Genomic DNA, 16442 nt, shown 5'->3' with positions numbered 1-16442 from the left:
TATGGCCAACAGGTCGAAGGCTTGCTGCGCAACGCGTCTACTCACGCGGCGGGGGTTGTGATCGGCGATCGGCCCATCGATATGCTGGTGCCGCTGTACCAAGATCCGCGCTCTGATATGCCGGCCACGCAGTTCAACATGAAATGGGTTGAGCAAGCAGGCTTGGTGAAATTCGACTTTTTGGGTCTGAAAACGCTGACTGTCATTCAATCGGCGATGAACCTGATTTTCAAAAACGGGCGGCCTTTGCACGTCGATGCGGCGGGCAACACGCTGTATGAACCTGCGACGGGTGGTGAAAACCAAATCAACTTGATTCCGCTCGATGACGAGAAAACCTACAACCTCTATTCATCGGCCAAAACAGTCGCTGTGTTTCAGGTTGAGAGCTCGGGCATGATGTCTGCGTTGCGCCAAATGAAGCCGACCTGTATCGAAGACGTCGTGGCGCTTGTGGCGCTCTATCGTCCTGGTCCGATGGAAAACATCCCGACCTATTGTGATGTGAAACACGGCCGCAAAGAATTGGAATCGGTACACCCGACAATTGACCACATCTTGGCCGAAACCCAAGGCATCATCGTTTACCAAGAACAGGTGATGCAGATCGCACAGGTCATGGCGGGCTATTCGCTTGGTGGCGCTGACTTGCTGCGCCGTGCGATGGGTAAAAAGATCAAAGAGGCGATGGACGCCGAGCGGCCTAAATTCGAAGAGGGTGCAGCCAAAAACGGCGTGCCTGCCAAGAAAGCCTCTGAGGTGTTCGACCTCTTGGAAAAATTCGCCAACTACGGCTTTAACAAATCCCACGCGGCGGCCTATGCGGTGGTGTCCTACCAAACGGGCTGGTTGAAAGCGAACCATCCGGTCGAGTTCATGGCCGGCGTGATGAACTGCGATATCCACCTCACAGACAAGCTGTCGGTCTTTGCCGAAGAGGTGAAGCGCGGCTTGGATATCGAGATCATTCCGCCTTGTATCAACCGCTCTTTGGCGACGTTTGATGTGGTCGATCAAAAACTGGTCTATGCGCTGGGCGCGTTGAAAAACGTTGGCGGCGATGCGATGCAGATGATCGTGGATGCCCGTGTTAAAGGCGGCAAAGATTTCGTGACCCTGTTTGATTTCGCGCGCCGCGTGGACATCAAACGCGTCGGCAAACGCCCGCTGGAAATGCTGGCGCGTGCTGGTGCTTTTGATCAGCTCGACAGCAACCGCCGTCGCGTGTTCGACAGTCTTGATGGCTTGGTGCAATATTCGGCCGCGATCCATGAACAAAAGGCGTCCAATCAGGTGTCTTTGTTTGGCGAGGCAGGTGATGATTTGCCAGAGCCGCGCTTGTCACCCGTTAATGATTGGGTGTCTTCTGAGCGCCTGATGGAAGAGCAAAAAGCCATCGGGTTCTTCCTGTCTGGCCACCCGCTTGATGACTACGCAGCGGCGCTCAAACGCAAGAAGGTCAAAACCATTGCTGAGGCAGAAAAGCTCGCGCAGCAACACGGCTCTGCCACGGTGCAAGTGGGCGTGATGGTGTCGGGCTTTCGCGAGATGAAATCATCCAAAGGCAACCGCTATTTCCGGATGAATATTTCCGACAGCACAGGGCAAATTTCGGGCATCGCCATGTTCGCGCGTAAGGTCGAAGACCTGATGGCCGCCCGCGCGGTGTTTGAGAAAACCGACAAAGTCGTGGCCACGTTAGAGGCCAAGTTCAACGACGGGCAGTTTGATCCCACGATCAGATCTGTCGCTGTGATGGAAACCGTCGTGGCTGATGCGGGCGCCGCAGGGCTTAAGATTTTCTGCGACGAAGTGAGCGCTGTGAGCACAGTGAACGACCTTTTAACGCGCGTGACCGCAGAGGCTAAAACCCGCCCCAAGGGCATGATCAGTTTTTGCCTGATGGCCGATGGATTGCCCGGTGAGGTCGAGATTGACGCCAACAAACCGTTCCATATAACCCCCGAAATCAAAGGCGCGATTAAGTCGCTCGATGGTGTGGTTATGGTGGAGGACTACTAGTTGCGCTTTATCTTTTGGGGGGCGATCTGCGCCCTCTTGTCGGCCTGTCAGATTGCTTTGCCATCTTTGAAAGATGAGCCACGCTTCGCGTCCAACGTGACACGGGGGAATGCCTTGCCGTTCGGGACGCTCAAGGTCACGTGCGAAACCCCTAAGAAAGACATGGGCAAGCGCGTGGATCAGTTCCCGCGTAAGGGCCGTGCCGTCTGGCGGCTGTATGATACCGATCCCACAAGCACGACCCAGCGCACGCAGTATATCACCGGCTTTGAAGACGGTTGTGCCCGTCAAGTCACGGCATCCTTGGTTGTTTTCGGCGCCCCGAGCCTGCACGAAGTCCACCGCTATTCCAAAGCCCGCGCAAAGGCGCCTTGGACGAAAGCCGATACCAAATACGAAGCTCTAAAGTCCAAACTGTGCGGCGTTGGGCGCAAAAAGCCGTGTCCGCCCAACAAGCTTGGCGCGCTGGAAAAGAACATGGCGTTCGTGTCTGTCTACAAACAGTTTGGCGACACAGATGACTGGATGGAGCTGCTGTTGCACGATGGCGCGGTTGTGACCGAAGAATTGCATTAATCGATCGCGCCCTTAGGGCTTTTCCTACCATGCACGATCAGCGCGACCTACCAGTGTGGCGGGCGCTGGTCTGCCAAGGCGACAGTGCCACCACCATCCGCTTCACGACCTGCTTCGCGTTGCATCAACATGGTCAAACGACGGGTCGAAACCTCGATCACCTGTTCTTGGCGTGCAACGACGTCTGACAGCTCTTCGATCGTTTTGGCCAGATGCGCGACCTGTTCTTCGAGCGCCATAAGACGTGTCTCGGCGGCGGCTTGGTCGCTTGTGTTCTCGGTCATATGCGAGGTCCTTTGGGCGGTCGTAGGTTTGAACAATGTGTAAGTTAGGTGAAATCATCAGGGATTTCACCCCCAATTCGTGCCAATTGCTTGCTCTGATCCCCCCCTTGGGCTATGCCGCGCGCAAGTGCAACCACAAGTGCAGCGGGCAAAGCTGTGCCGTGAGACCTCAGGAGCTGCCCCAATGGCAAAGCCTAAAAAGACCCCACGCCCAAAGGCCATCACGCCAAAGGGCTTTCGTGATTACTTTGGCGTTGAAGTGAGCGAGCGCAAAGCGATGCTCGATCAGATCGCTGAAGTGTATCATTTGTACGGGTTTGAGGCGTTGGAAACCTCTGCTGTTGAGACAGTCGAAGCCTTGGGTAAATTCCTGCCAGACGTGGATCGCCCCAACGAAGGCGTGTTCGCGTGGCAAGAGGATGCGGACCTTGAAAAACCGGGCGACTGGATGGCGCTGCGCTATGACATGACCGCGCCTTTGGCACGTGTTGCGGCGCAATACCGCAATGATTTGCCGTCGCCTTACCGCCGTTTTGCGATGGGGCCTGTGTGGCGCAATGAAAAGCCTGGTCCAGGTCGTTTCCGCCAGTTTTACCAATGTGATGCGGACACAGTCGGCGCACCAAGCGTTGCAGCGGACGCAGAAATTTGTGCAATGCTTGCGGATACTTTGGAAAAAGTGGGCATTCCACGCGGCGACTACATTATTCGCGTGAACAACCGCAAAGTGTTGGACGGTGTGCTAGAGGCCGCTGGGCTGCCTGACACGGACGAATTCGCCTCTGTGCGCGGTATCGTTTTGCGCACCATCGACAAGCACGACAAATTTGGCGATGCAGGCGTGATGGCGCTGCTCACCGAAGGTCGCAAAGATGAAAGCGGCGATTTCACCGATGGTGCGGGTCTTGAGCGCGCGCAGGTCGAATTGATCTTGGGCTTTGTGAACGGTCGCCAAGCCGACAACGCCGGCACGATCGCGCGTTTGGATGAATTGGTCCAAGGGTCCAAAACGGGCGTTACAGGCGTGGACGAGTTGCGCCAAATTGCTGATCTTCTGGCGGCGCAAGGCTACAACACCGACCGCATTGTGATCGATCCTGCGGTTGTGCGGGGTCTTGGGTACTACACTGGGCCTGTCTATGAGGCCGAGCTGACCTTTCAAATCGAAGACGAAAAAGGCCGCGTGCGCGACTTTGGCTCTGTCGCTGGCGGTGGTCGTTACGACGATCTGGTCAAGCGCTTTACTGGCCAAGAAGTGCCTGCAACGGGCGTGTCCATTGGTGTGGACCGCTTGCTGGCTGCTTTGCGCGCCAAAGGCCGCATGGGCACCGTGCCTGCAGGGCCGGTTGTGGTCACAGTCATGGATAAAACGCGCATCGGCGATTACATGGAAATGGTCACTGAGTTGCGCCAAGCTGGCATTCGCGCCGAAATGTATTTGGGCAACCCCAAGAACTTTGGCAACCAGTTGAAATATGCCGACAAACGCGAAAGCCCCGTTGCGATCATCCAAGGCGGTGACGAACAAGAGCGCGGTGTCATTCAGATCAAAGACCTGATTTTGGGCGCGAAATTGGCGGAAAACGCCACGCTTGAAGAATGGAAAGAACGTCCGTCGCAGTACGAAGTGCCGCGCGGCGACATGATCGCGAAAGTGCGCGAAATTATCGAGATGTATTCCTGATGCCGATCAAAGAAATCTCCAAAGCCCGTGTGCGTGCTGAAGCTGCACGTCTGAAAGCCTATTTCGAAAGCCAAGGGGCATCAGATGTCGAAACCGACATCATGCTGCCTGCTGAAGTCCTTTTGGATCTCTACGGTGAAGACATTCGCCATCGTGCCTATGTGACCAATGATCCGGCGCGTGGTGAAATGATGCTGCGACCTGATTTCACTGTGCCCGTCGTGCAAACGCATATGGACAGCGAGGCTGATCCTGCGCGTTATACTTACGCGGGCGAAGTGTTTCGTAAGCAAGATGACATGCCAGATCGCGCGGCAGAATATATTCAGGTTGGGTACGAAATTTTCGATGGCTCCAATCCTGCTGCGGCTGATGCCGAAGTCTTCGCGCAGTTTTCCCACATCCTTGCGCCGCTTGGTTTGCGGGCCGCAACGGGCGATATCGGTATCTTGATGGCCGCCGTGCGCGGGTTGCAAACCACCGAAATCCGTCGCAATGCCCTGTTGCGTCACATTTGGCGGCCGCGTCGTTTTCGTGCGCTGATGAACCGCTATTCGAGTGCCGGCACAGAGCTTCGCGAACAAAATTTCGACCGCGTGCGGACAAATATGGCAAACCAAAGCGCGCCGCCGATTGGATTGCGCAGTGAAGCCGAGATTCTGGAACGCGTCATGGATTTGTCTACGGACGCCGCAGAAGATCCCATTTCAGGCGCCGAAATCGAGTTGTTGAACGACATTTTGACGCTCAAAGAAACGGTGCCAAATGTGCTGTCTGCCTTGCGCGACATTTCTGTTGATATGCCTGCGATCTTGCCTGCAGTGAACCAATTGCGGGCCCGCGTTGATGCGCTGGATGCACGTGGGGTCGATGTTGAGAACCTCGATTTTGAAACGTCTTATGGGCGCACGTCGATGGAATATTACGACGGGTTTGTCTTTGGGTTTTACGTCGAAGGCCGCTCAGATTTGCCGCCCGTTGCGACAGGTGGGCGCTACGATACATTGACGTCTATGTTGGGGCAGGGACGTTCCACCCCTGCGGTTGGCGGTGTGATGCGCCCTGCGATGATTTTGGCGGTTCAGGAGAATGCGCAATGACAATCAAACTTGGTATCCCGTCCAAAGGGCGGTTGATGGACAAAACTTTTGATTGGTTCGCGACGCACGGAATCACGCTTAAGCAAACCGGTGCGGAGCGCGAATATTCTGGCGCTGTTGAAGGCATCGAGGGTATTGAGTTGGTCATGTTGTCGGCGTCTGAGATTCCGCGCGAATTGGCGGCGGGTCGCATTCACTTAGGCGTCACCGGTTCTGACTTGGTGCGCGACAAGCTTGTGAGCTGGGATCGCAAGCTGAGTGAGTTGGCTCAAATGGGCTTTGGGCATGCCGATTTGATTATCGCGGTTCCAAAGACATGGGTTGATGTGGACACATTGGATGATTTGGACGCCGCTGCGGCCGCGTTTCGGGCCCGCCATGGGTTCCGTCTGCGCATTGCCACAAAGTACCACCACCTTGTGCACGTCTATTTGAAAGAACATGGCGTGGCGGACTACCAGTTGGTCGACTCGCAAGGGGCCACCGAAGGCACCGTGAAAAACCTCACTGCAGAAGCTGTCGCGGATATCACCTCGACGGGGGACACATTGCGCGCGAACCATTTGAAGGTCTTGTCTTGCGAGCCAGTGCATAAATCGCAAGCGACATTGTTCAAAAGCAGAACGGCCATTTGGTCGGACGAAGATCGTGTGATTATGGCTGAATTGCGAAAACGGCTTGAGCTCGACCACTAAGCGCGGTCGCGCTTAGAACAACCCGAGGTCAGCGAGGCTTTGCGCCAGTTCTGGGGGCAGTTCGTCATCGGTCTCGCGCCCTTTTGGCATGTCGCCCGGCGCGTCTTCAGGTTTGAGGTAGCGCCAGCCTTGGAAGGCGCGGCGCGGCGCGTTTTGGGTGCGGATCAGCGGTTTGGCCAAAACAATGCGACAGCGTTTAATTCCGTCGTGACCGATGACCTCATCTAGGCTAAGAACCTCTTGGCGCGCTTGGATCACACCTTTGATGACCCAATAGAGTGAACCGCCATTGAGCAACTGTGCCTCTTGTTTAGGCCGCATGCGCGTTACGTGACCAGTTGCATCGCTTGATGTGGCTGAAATACGACTATTGAGGTCATCGAAGGAATCAACACCCACGCAAAGCTTCACAAGATGTATGTGTTCTGGCACTGTGAACCCCTAGGTGTAGTGATTTTTCTTTTTTTCTGCCTCGACACATAGCATGTTGCTGGGGTATTTCACAGACCTTCACATAACGACTCGCAAAAGATCGGACCAACCATATGACGCGCTTTGCTGCCCCTATTGCTGAACAAATCTGGGACATGAAATATCGACTGAAGGACGCTGATGGCGCTGTCGTCGATCAAAGCGTAGAAGACAGTTGGCGCCGCGTTGCGCGTTCTTTGGCTGCTGTTGAAAAAGATCCAGAGGCATGGGAAGCGAAATTTTATGATGCGTTGGAGGGTTTTAAGTACCTTCCTGCGGGTCGCATTTTGGCGGGTGCTGGCACGGGTCGCGCCGTGACTTTGTTCAACTGCTTCGTGATGGGCACTGTGCCTGACTCAATGGGCGGCATTTTTGACATGCTCAAAGAAGCGGCCCTGACGATGCAGCAAGGTGGCGGCATTGGCTACGACTTTTCAACGATTCGCCCGAAAGGCGCTGGCGTGTCTGGTGTGGCGGCGGATGCTTCTGGTCCGTTGTCATTCATGGATGTGTGGGATGCGATGTGTCGCACGATTATGTCCGCAGGTTCACGCCGCGGCGCGATGATGGCGACCATGCGCTGTGACCATCCTGATGTGATGCAGTTCATCGAAGCGAAACAAGATTCCGCGCGTTTGCGCATGTTCAACCTGTCCGTGTTGATCACCGATGATTTCATGGAAGCTGTGAAAGCCGGCGGGTCATGGGATTTGAAATTTGATGGCAAGATTTACCACACCGTAGATGCCGTCGATCTTTGGAATAAGATCATGAAGGGCACCTATGAGTATGCCGAGCCAGGTGTGATTTTCATTGATCGCATCAACAAGCTTAACAACCTCAACTATGTTGAAACCATCGCCGCAACCAACCCTTGTGGTGAGCAGCCTTTGCCACCCTATGGTGCGTGTTTGCTTGGTTCAATCAACTTGGCGACTTTGGTCAAAGACCCGTTTGAAGCGGGTGCTGCGATGGACGAAAAAGCCTTGTACGACCTTGTCGGCACAGCTGTGCGCATGATGGACAACGTTGTGGATGCGTCGCGTTTCCCACTCGAAGCTCAACGTCAAGAAGCCCAAGCCAAGCGCCGCATCGGTCTTGGCGTGACAGGTTTGGCCGACGCATTGTTGATGGTCGGTCAGCGTTACGGTTCTGAAGAAGCGGCTGCCACTTGTGAAAAATGGCTCAAAATGATCGCGCGTGCGTCTTACATGGGCTCTGCTTTGCTTGCGAAAGAAAAGGGTGCATTCCCGCTGTTTGACAAGGACAAATACCTCGCGTCTGGCTCACTGAAAGACATGGACCAAGACGTCAAAGATGCGATTGCTAAACACGGTATCCGCAACGCTTTGCTGACATCCATCGCGCCAACAGGCACAATTTCTTTGTACGCGGGCAACGTGTCATCTGGCATCGAGCCAGTGTTTGCTTACGCTTACACACGCAAAGTATTGCAAAAAGACGGATCGCGCACTGAAGAGGAAGTCGTTGATTACGCAGTGAAACTCTACCGCGACAAGTTCGGCGCGGATGCGGAATTGCCTGAGCACTTCGTCAACGCGCAAACGCTTGCGCCGCTTGATCACGTGCGCATGCAGGCGGCGGCACAAAAATGGGTCGACAGCTCGATTTCCAAAACCATCAACTGCCCTGAAGACATCTCATTTGATGACTTCAAAGAGGTCTACATGGAAGCATGGGATTCTGGCTGTAAGGGCTGTACGACATACCGCCCGAATGATGTCACAGGCTCTGTTTTGTCAGTCTCAGAAACATCTGAGAAAGCGCCAGAAACAGAAACCGGTGCAGAAGTTGTGTACTTGGCTGAACCACTTGAACGTCCGCAACAGCTTGAAGGCAACACCTACAAACTGAAATGGCCTGACTCAGAGCACGCGATTTACGTGACGATCAACGACACCGTTCATGGTGGTCATCGTCGTCCGTTTGAGATCTTCATCAACTCCAAAAACATGGAACACTTCGCGTGGACTGTGGCGTTGACACGGATGATTTCTGCTGTGTTCCGTCGCGGTGGTGATGTGTCTTTCGTGGTGGAAGAACTCAAAGCGGTGTTTGACCCACGCGGCGGCGCTTGGATCCAAGGCAAATACATTCCGTCCATCTTGGCGGCGATCGGTGGCGTAATTGAAACGCATTTGATCGAGACAGGCTTCATTGAAGGCGAAGGTATGGGGCTCAAAACCGACCCGCACGCTGAAGTCGTTGCAATGGATGCAGGTCAAGGCCAGCCCAAAGGCAAAGCCTGTTCGTCTTGCGGCCAATACTCATTGCGCATGGTTGAAGGGTGCATGACATGCTCGTCCTGCGGCCACTCCAAGTGCGGTTGATCTGACAGCCTGACCACGAAATTCGTTCGTGTGAGAACCAGCAACAGTCTGCAATTTGACCAGCTTAAAATGCAATTCTGACCACTAAAAGTTTGCCGCGGCTCCTGCGTGGCGATTTCTGAGTGTTGGGGCATGGGCTTTTTATCTTTCTAAACTTCATCAACAAAAAAAGAAGGCCGCGACTCTCGATGTCGCGGCCTTCTTTTTTTAGAAGAGTTTCCTTAGCTCATATTTGCGTCCAGAAGATACACCTCATGGTCGTGAACAAACAAACCATCAATCTGCTCGCCCGAATTTCGGAAGCCACCTCGAGAATCAAGTTCCCAAGCGTCAAAAATTTCCCAGAAACTTTTCAAATGCATACCCACGTGGATGCGGAGCCATACTGAACATGTCCTGAAACTCGTCCTGTAACTTCTGTCTTACTGACGTTGTTGGACCTTTGCGCACCGTCATTGAAGTCGCTTCAGGCTCTTGTGTCAGCGAAAAATCGTGCGACCGGAGTGGTTTACCACCCAGCCGCTCTACAATCGCTGACAGCCGCGCATGACAGCTTTGTATATCCTCATTACGCTCGTCTTCAATTCGTTGTATCTCACGATACTCCCGTAGTGCCGTCAAAATGCGCGCTACGGCGAGCGGTTGGGCCTGGACCTGTCGCTAAGAGACTGAGCAGTAGGCTCCACTTAGGGCCATTTTGCTTTGTTGAACGCTTCCCAAGCATTTCTCGCATAATCCGGATCAACGGAATGCGCGAATGAGATAAGGCCCTCAATGTGGTTCCTTAAGCCAAATACACTTTGAAAATGGTTCCTCTCAGCGTGTTTGAGCGCACCTGCTCCATTTGGGCCAATGTGGTGCAGATGTAATCTCAATCGATCTCTGAATTGCTTAGTGAGTTTTGGGCGTTCCCCATCTACGAGTAAGCCCAAAACAACACGGCGAGCCCCCGGCGGGACGATTTGTGTTTTTGTAAAATTCGGTTCGAACGAAAATGCTTGGACGGTCCGATAAATCCGAGAAACTGCTTCTTGGGCCTTAGCTCTGCTGAAGTTGTCAGATGCCGTTGATAGTGTCAGATCATCCGCGTATCTGGTATAGGTGAGGCCCAAATTGGTAGCTATGTTCTCTACAGCCAGATCAAAGTCATACATTGCCAAATTTGCAAGCATCGGACTTGTAGGCGCCCCCTGGGGAAGATGACCAAGTATGTCGACATTACTGTATGAATGGATTGTCGTGTGGGATCCATACTTTGCTCGCCATCGTTTGAAGCTTCGGTTCCTCGTAAAAGTCGGCTCTCCTTTGCGCGTGCAAACGCGTGCAAGCTCAAATGCAACGAGCGGCTGGTAGCCCATCTCTTGAAAAACTTTAAAGATGGTTTGTTCTGTGACAGATTCAAAAAAGTTGACGATGTCCATTTTGATCAGCCACTTGCAGCCACAGTGGAGGCTGGCGGCATCAACGATGTTTGAACTTCGTTTGTAAGCCACACTTGCATCATGTGTTCTGCCGTGTGGGAGAATGTTTTGAGCTATCCACCGTTGCGCCTTCATGAGCTGAGGGTCCGGGACGCAGATTATTCTGTATCTCTTAGTTTTGCTCTGTGGGTCGGAGCGCTTTCGAATTTTGAAAATGCGGTATCTTTCAGGTGTCTTGCGTTCAACAGCTTCGCGAAGAACCCGATACTTCACATCTGCGGAGTAAGCCAAATGCTTCAAGCTAAAGAGGGGTGGGGAATTGGGTGACTTCGTTACAATGGCTCTACCGACAGCAACAGAAGCGTCAACCACAAGAGGATCCGCCCCTTTGCCTATTGCGAATTTTTTGAAGTGTTGAGAGCGCCAAGGTTCCATTTACTTCGAGCCCCCTGGGGCTACGACAAGCGGAGGCACGTAGGAGACGTCGACGTCAGCGTGCCTTCGCTTGTGGTTTGACGCGTTAGTGTGCTTCGACGCAGGCTTAGGGATTCCTTCACCCGAGGTTAAATGCTCTTTCGAGCACTCACCGATTTGCTGCCAAGTTGAACAGGCAGCGCTTTCTAAATAAGTCACTTCGGCGCTCTCAACTGAGTTGGAATGTAATAAGGTTTGTCTTTCTTGAAAAGCTGTTTTGAGGTGTTTTTTGGCCGTTGGAGATATTTCAACTCCGTATGAGCCTTAGGTGTCAGTGTGTTGCCGTTACCAATCCAACCTGCCTGAGCACATTTTTTAAGCACATCTTCGCATTCTGCTATGCTTAAGCCGGTCCTGGCCGAAACAACCATTGCTGACCGTGGCTTCTTTTTGAGAGCGGCAAGCACGAGCGAGAATAGGACTTCGTCGGGTTTTGAGTCATTTTGAGCTGCCAATTCGGCCAGCCGGACTTCCTGCATCTTTTCCAGCTTGGCTTTTGCTTTGATATGTTTTTCGACTTCCGGTGCAATAGAACCCGTATTGACTACGCGGCCCATAAAGAGCGGTGTCCATTTCCGCCCCTTCTTGTGAAATAACCTTGGTGCATTGTTTGGCATTCCATGGGAAAACGCGATAAGAGCACCTATTTCTGAGTGACCGAGGCGCGGAATATAGCGACACTCAGTGTCCTTTGGGCCATACTTCAAACAGAGCTCGACTGTGTGCGTATCGCCATACCGATCAAAATCGAAAACCGTTGGGCAAGCTTCAACTATCGATACCTTTGGTTTCGAGGGATGCTTTTCGAGTTTAGATTTTCCTGTTTGAGAAGCTGAGAACGCGACGACTTCGAAATCCAAAAACTTCCCCGAATTCCAGCTTTTTACAGAGGAAATGCGCCAAGCTGACTGGAGATAGCGAGCAGATTGGCACCCTGATCCGATGAAATCAGTTACCAAGATGAAGCGACGTATCTTTTTTTCACGAATTAAGTCAGGTCCAGGGTGGTCAAAAGCAAGCTGGCGATTGCTGCGAACAAACTGGGTTATAATATTTGCGACAATGCCTTCACTGCCGGTTTCAGGGTATTTGTTGTTTTCGGGCTGAACAGGCTTGGGGCCCATTCCATGAGCAGTTTTTACTTTTCCCTTTTTTTCTTTGAATAGGCGATTTGGTTGCCCCCTAAACTTTCGGATGCTCCGTTCGGCATAGAGCCCGACCGGCTGCCCACTCGCCTTCACACGTTCTTCAATCAAGTTTAGGAGGGAATCGTGAAATTCATCGGCGCCAACTCTGCGAACGCTATTTAGAAGATAGGTGGCAAGATCTATATCTTCTTCGAATTGATTTAACCATGCGATTTCATGTTCACTGTATTGTCGTAGACTCAATTTCTTTTCCCGCGTCCGTTCTACAATAATTTGAACTAATTCTTGATATCTGATGACATCGCTAAAACTGTGCAACCAGTGAGGGAGTGTGCAAGAGTTCCAACTCGAGCTTGGCGGAATTCTTCGGAGACTACAAGACCCGATGACTGGGTTGAGATGCGACCGGACTTGTCAGTTGCTCGCACTTTTGAGTTGTATGTCGCTTGAGGAATGTGCTGAAAAATGCTCTTGTTTCAACGAGTGAATGAAAAATTGAAAAAAGAGTGACCAACAAGTCACCCGGAGGGTTCCAATGGCTATCAAAAAAAGTGACATTTATCGTTCCCTCTGGGAGAGCTGTGATCAGCTCCGTGGGGGCATGGATGCCTCGCTCTACAAAGATTACATCCTTACGCTCTTGTTCGTGAAATACGTGTCGGACCGCTCGGGTCAGCCAGATGCGCTGATCGAAGTCCCGAAGGGCTGCACCTTTGAAGATATGAAGCGTCTACGCGGCACGAAGAATGTCGGCGAAGGTATGGACACGGTCATAGCCAAGATTGCAGAGGAAAACGATCTAAGCGGTGTCATCGATCGCGCATTCTTCAACGATGCCGAGAAGTTCGGCCGTGGGCAGAAGATGATCAATACACTCACATCGTTGATCAACATTTTCAGTCGCGAGGAGCTGAACTTCACAAGAAACCGCGCCGACGGGGACGACATTCTGGGCGACGCCTACGAATACTTGATGCGTAACTTCGCGACAGAGTCCGGTAAGAGCAAAGGGCAGTTTTACACACCTGCGGAAGTTTCGCGCATCGTGGCCTCGGTCGCGGGAGTCGGTCGCGCCAATAGCCCGAAGCAGACAGTTTATGACCCTGCTTGTGGCTCAGGATCCTTACTGCTCAAAGCGGCTGACATGGCTCCCATTGAAATTTCAATCTTTGGGCAGGAAATGGACATTGCGACCCGTGGCCTCGCCCGCATGAACATGATCATGCACAACCGCGCGACGGCCGAAGTTGCGCAAGGTGACGTGATTGCCGATCCACATTTCCGTGCGGGTGACCACAAACTCCAAACCTTTGACTTCGTCGTCGCCAACCCGCCATTCTCGGCCAAGGCTTGGTCTGCGGGCCTGACTGAAGACACGAAATACGGCCGCTTCGAAGACGGCATGCCGCCGGAGAAAAACGGCGACTTTGCGTTTCTGCTTCACATCCTTGCGTCGATGAAAGCGACCGGCTCCGGTGCTGTCATTCTGCCCCACGGCGTCCTCTTCCGCGGCAATGCAGAGGCGAAGCTGCGCGAAAAGATCCTAAAGCGCGGCTATATCAAGGGCATCATCGGCCTGCCTGCCAACCTGTTCTACGGCACTGGCATTCCTGCCTCGATCATTGTTCTGGACAAGGCGGGGGCGAGCGACAAGCGCCCGATCTTCATGATCGACGCCTCAAAAGGCTTCATCAAGGACGGCAACAAAAACCGGCTGCGGGAACGTGATATTCACAAGGTCGTCGATGCCTTTGCACGGCAAGAGGAAATCGCAGGTTACGCGCGGCTGGTTCCATTCAACGAAATCATACGCAACGACTTTAACCTCAACATCCCGCGCTACATCGACGGGTCCGAACCTGAAGACCTGCAGGATATCGAGGCGCATCTGAAGGGCGGCGTGCCCAACCGGGACATCGACGCTCTCAGCGCCATTTGGGACGTCATGCCGACCCTGCGCGCCACTCTGTTCGGGCCGAACCCGCGCGCGGGCTACTCGGATCCTCTGATCGAACCCGAGGAGGTGCGCAGCACCATCCGTCAGCATCCCGAGTTCAAGGCCTTTCGCACCACAATACACAGACATTCTGGGCGGTTGGGCCACGGCGCACACCGATGCTCTGCATGGCATCCAACAGGGCGACCACCCCAAGGCGCTGATCAAAACCGTCGCCGAGGATATGCTGATCCGCTTTGACGCGGCACCCTTGGTTGACAAATACGAGGCCTATCAGCGGCTCATGGCCTATTGGGCCGCGACGATGCAGGACGATGTATTCATTATTGCGGGCGGCGGCTGGACAGCGGCCAAGGACCTGCGCGAGGCGCGCTCGGAAAAGAGCAGCGACGGCAAGGTCAAATGGCTGGAAGAGGCGGATTTGACCGTCAAGAAGGGCAAGCAGACTGTGCGGCTGGTGGCCGATGTCATTCCACCCGCTCTGATCGTGGCGCGGTTCTTTGCGGATATGAAAGACGCGCTGGATACGGCGCAGGCCAAGGCCGAAGAGCTGGGGCGCGAGATTGAGGAACTGACCGAAGAGCATGGCGGCGAAGGTGGGTCGCTGGCTGAAGCACTGACAGAGGCGGGCAAGCTGACCGCGGCGTCGGTCAAGGCGCGGATCAAATCGGGTGAGGCAGAGGCGGAAGAGGCGAAACTGCTGAAGAAAGCCGAGAAGCTGTTGAAAGACGAAGCAGCGGCCAAGAAGGCGGCGAAAGCAGCTGAGGAAGCGCTGACCGAGGCGACGCTGAAGAAATACCCGGAGTTGACCGAGGGCGAGATCCGCGCGCTTGTCGTGGATGACAAGTGGCTGGCGGATATCACCGAGGTGATCGAGGCAGAGGTTGAAGCGCGGACCGAGCAACTGACCGCGCGGGTGCGAGTATTGACTGAGCGGTATGGGCAAACGTTGCCGAAGCTCACCGACGACATCGAATGCGTAGCATCTAAGGTCAATGCTCACCTTCTCAACATGGGCTTTACAGCATGACGGCCACGATCGAAAAAGCTTCGGTCTTGCCCAGAGGTTGGTCACTTGTGCGGTTGGCCGATGTTGGCTCTTTCCTAAGTGGATCAGGCTTTCCTCTCGTTTATCAGGGCAATACTTCCGGTAATCTTCCATTCTTCAAGGTCTCGGATTTCAGCAATCCGGGCAACGAACGCACTTTGAACCGAGCCAACCATTATATTGCCGAGGAAACGCGCAGGAAGTTGGGCGCTCGACTTCTTCCGGAAGGTGCTATCGCGTTTGCTAAAATTGGTGCTGCGATATTTCTCGAACGTAAGAGGATCATCGACCAATCAAGCTGCCTCGACAACAATATGGCGGCGTTTGTCCTGTCGGCCCCAGAGATTTCGCGCGATTTGATACTCGCCCATTTTCAAAGCTTCGCGCTCGGTGGTTTAGTCTCATCCACAGCACTACCCGCGATTAGTAGCACAGACCTGAAAAGTATTGAGTTCCCCCTGCCTGACGACCCCAAGGAACAACAAGCCATTGCCGAGGCGCTTTCGGATGCGGATGGGTTGATTGAGGGGCTGGAGCGGTTGATTGCCAAGAAGCGCCTGATCAAACAGGGCGCGATGCAGGACCTCCTCACCGCCAAACGCCGCCTTCCGGGGTTCTCGGGGGAGTGGGTGAGCAAGCCGTTATTTGACATTTGTCGATTTTCTTCAGGCAAGGCACATGAACCCTACATCGATCCGCTCGGAAATTTCATCTGCGTGAATTCTAAGTTCATCTCAACTGATGGCGATGTCGCAAAATTTTGCAGCAAGTGCGTTTCTCCCGCCCGAAAGGATGACATCTTACTTGTCATGAGCGATTTGCCAAATGGTCGAGCTTTGGCGAAAGCATTTTTGGTGCAGGAGAATGATCGATATGCTGTAAATCAACGAATTTGCATATTGCGGCCCAACATTGAACAAGACCCCAGATTTCTCTTTCACATCCTCAATCGCAATAAATATTTTCTGGCGTTTGATGACGGCGTGAACCAAACGCACTTGCTCAACTCAGTATTTGAACGCTGCACTTTGAACATGCCGGCAACCCTGCAAGAGCAAGTTGAGATTGGGACGATTTTGTCGGACATGGACGCCGAAATCCAAGCCCTCGAAACCCGTCTCGTCAAAGCGCGGCAGGTGAAAGAGGGGATGATGCAGAACCTTTTGACCGGCCGGATCAGGCTGGTGTGAGTATTTGAACAAAAACCATTT

The 16442-nt window shown here is 53.4% G+C and carries 13 protein-coding genes; 9 read left to right on the top strand and 4 right to left on the bottom strand.

Annotated features, from left to right (window positions below; all coding sequences use genetic code 11):
* A partial coding sequence (dnaE, locus tag ABF287_RS05425; protein ID WP_347183996.1) for a DNA polymerase III subunit alpha occupies positions 1-2022 on the top strand: 2022 nt, incomplete at its 5' end.
* Entirely contained in the window at positions 2023-2598 is a 576-nt protein-coding gene (locus ABF287_RS05420) for a hypothetical protein (protein WP_347183995.1), read from the top strand.
* A gap of 47 nt (positions 2599-2645) precedes the next feature.
* Here ABF287_RS05420 and ABF287_RS05415 read toward each other — a convergent pair whose 3' ends face one another.
* Entirely contained in the window at positions 2646-2882 is a 237-nt protein-coding gene (locus tag ABF287_RS05415) for a SlyX family protein (RefSeq protein ID WP_347183994.1), read from the bottom strand.
* A gap of 184 nt (positions 2883-3066) precedes the next feature.
* On the opposite strand from ABF287_RS05415, the gene hisS reads away from it, so the two are divergent.
* From hisS to hisG, 3 genes are read left to right on the top strand one after another with little or no spacing between them, the layout of a single operon-like run.
* Positions 3067-4566 carry a histidine--tRNA ligase gene (hisS, locus tag ABF287_RS05410; RefSeq protein WP_347183993.1) on the top strand — a complete coding sequence of 500 codons (1500 nt, stop codon included), beginning with the start codon at positions 3067-3069 and terminating at the stop codon, positions 4564-4566.
* Positions 4566-5666, top strand: a complete 1101-nt coding sequence (locus tag ABF287_RS05405; RefSeq protein ID WP_347183992.1) for an ATP phosphoribosyltransferase regulatory subunit — start codon at positions 4566-4568, stop codon at positions 5664-5666. Before hisS ends, ABF287_RS05405 begins: the two co-directional genes overlap by 1 nt.
* The gene (gene hisG, locus ABF287_RS05400; RefSeq protein ID WP_347183991.1) at positions 5663-6361 is read left to right on the top strand and encodes an ATP phosphoribosyltransferase; all 699 of its coding nucleotides are present in this window, start codon (positions 5663-5665) and stop codon (positions 6359-6361) included. The genes ABF287_RS05405 and hisG overlap by 4 nt, the downstream gene beginning before the upstream one ends.
* 12 nt (positions 6362-6373) lie before the next feature.
* Here hisG and ABF287_RS05395 read toward each other — a convergent pair whose 3' ends face one another.
* Positions 6374-6793 carry a DUF1489 domain-containing protein gene (locus ABF287_RS05395; protein ID WP_347183990.1) on the bottom strand — a complete coding sequence of 140 codons (420 nt, stop codon included), beginning with the start codon at positions 6791-6793 and terminating at the stop codon, positions 6374-6376.
* 113 nt (positions 6794-6906) lie between these two features.
* On the opposite strand from ABF287_RS05395, the gene ABF287_RS05390 reads away from it, so the two are divergent.
* Positions 6907-9183: an adenosylcobalamin-dependent ribonucleoside-diphosphate reductase gene (locus tag ABF287_RS05390; RefSeq protein ID WP_347183989.1), complete on the top strand. Its 2277-nt coding sequence runs from the start codon at positions 6907-6909 to the stop codon at positions 9181-9183.
* A 686-nt stretch (positions 9184-9869) separates the two neighbouring features.
* Here the strand turns inward: ABF287_RS05390 and ABF287_RS05385 are convergent.
* Together ABF287_RS05385 and ABF287_RS05380 are read right to left on the bottom strand one after the other, a co-directional pair.
* Positions 9870-11039 (bottom strand): reverse transcriptase family protein, encoded by a 1170-nt coding sequence (locus ABF287_RS05385; protein WP_347183988.1) that lies wholly within the window; start codon positions 11037-11039, stop codon positions 9870-9872.
* Between the two features lie 194 nt (positions 11040-11233).
* Positions 11234-12469, bottom strand: coding sequence for a hypothetical protein (locus tag ABF287_RS05380; protein ID WP_347183987.1), 1236 nt, complete (start codon positions 12467-12469; stop codon positions 11234-11236).
* A gap of 292 nt (positions 12470-12761) precedes the next feature.
* On the opposite strand from ABF287_RS05380, the gene ABF287_RS05375 reads away from it, so the two are divergent.
* The 3 genes from ABF287_RS05375 to ABF287_RS05365 are packed head-to-tail and all read left to right on the top strand — an operon-like array spanning position 12762 to position 16421.
* On the top strand, positions 12762-14423 hold the full coding sequence (locus ABF287_RS05375) for a type I restriction-modification system subunit M (protein ID WP_347183986.1): 1662 nt from the start codon (positions 12762-12764) through the stop codon (positions 14421-14423).
* Positions 14407-15213, top strand: a complete 807-nt coding sequence (locus tag ABF287_RS05370; RefSeq protein WP_347183985.1) for a hypothetical protein — start codon at positions 14407-14409, stop codon at positions 15211-15213. Before ABF287_RS05375 ends, ABF287_RS05370 begins: the two co-directional genes overlap by 17 nt.
* The gene (locus tag ABF287_RS05365; protein ID WP_347183984.1) at positions 15210-16421 is read left to right on the top strand and encodes a restriction endonuclease subunit S; all 1212 of its coding nucleotides are present in this window, start codon (positions 15210-15212) and stop codon (positions 16419-16421) included. Before ABF287_RS05370 ends, ABF287_RS05365 begins: the two co-directional genes overlap by 4 nt.
* The last annotated feature ends 21 nt before the right edge of the window (positions 16422-16442 follow it).

Source organism: Pacificibacter sp. (genome assembly GCF_039769035.1).
Taxonomy (GTDB): Bacteria; Pseudomonadota; Alphaproteobacteria; order Rhodobacterales; family Rhodobacteraceae; genus Celeribacter.
Note: the sequence above shows the minus strand (reverse complement) of the source record. Positions and strands in the feature narration are given on the sequence as shown.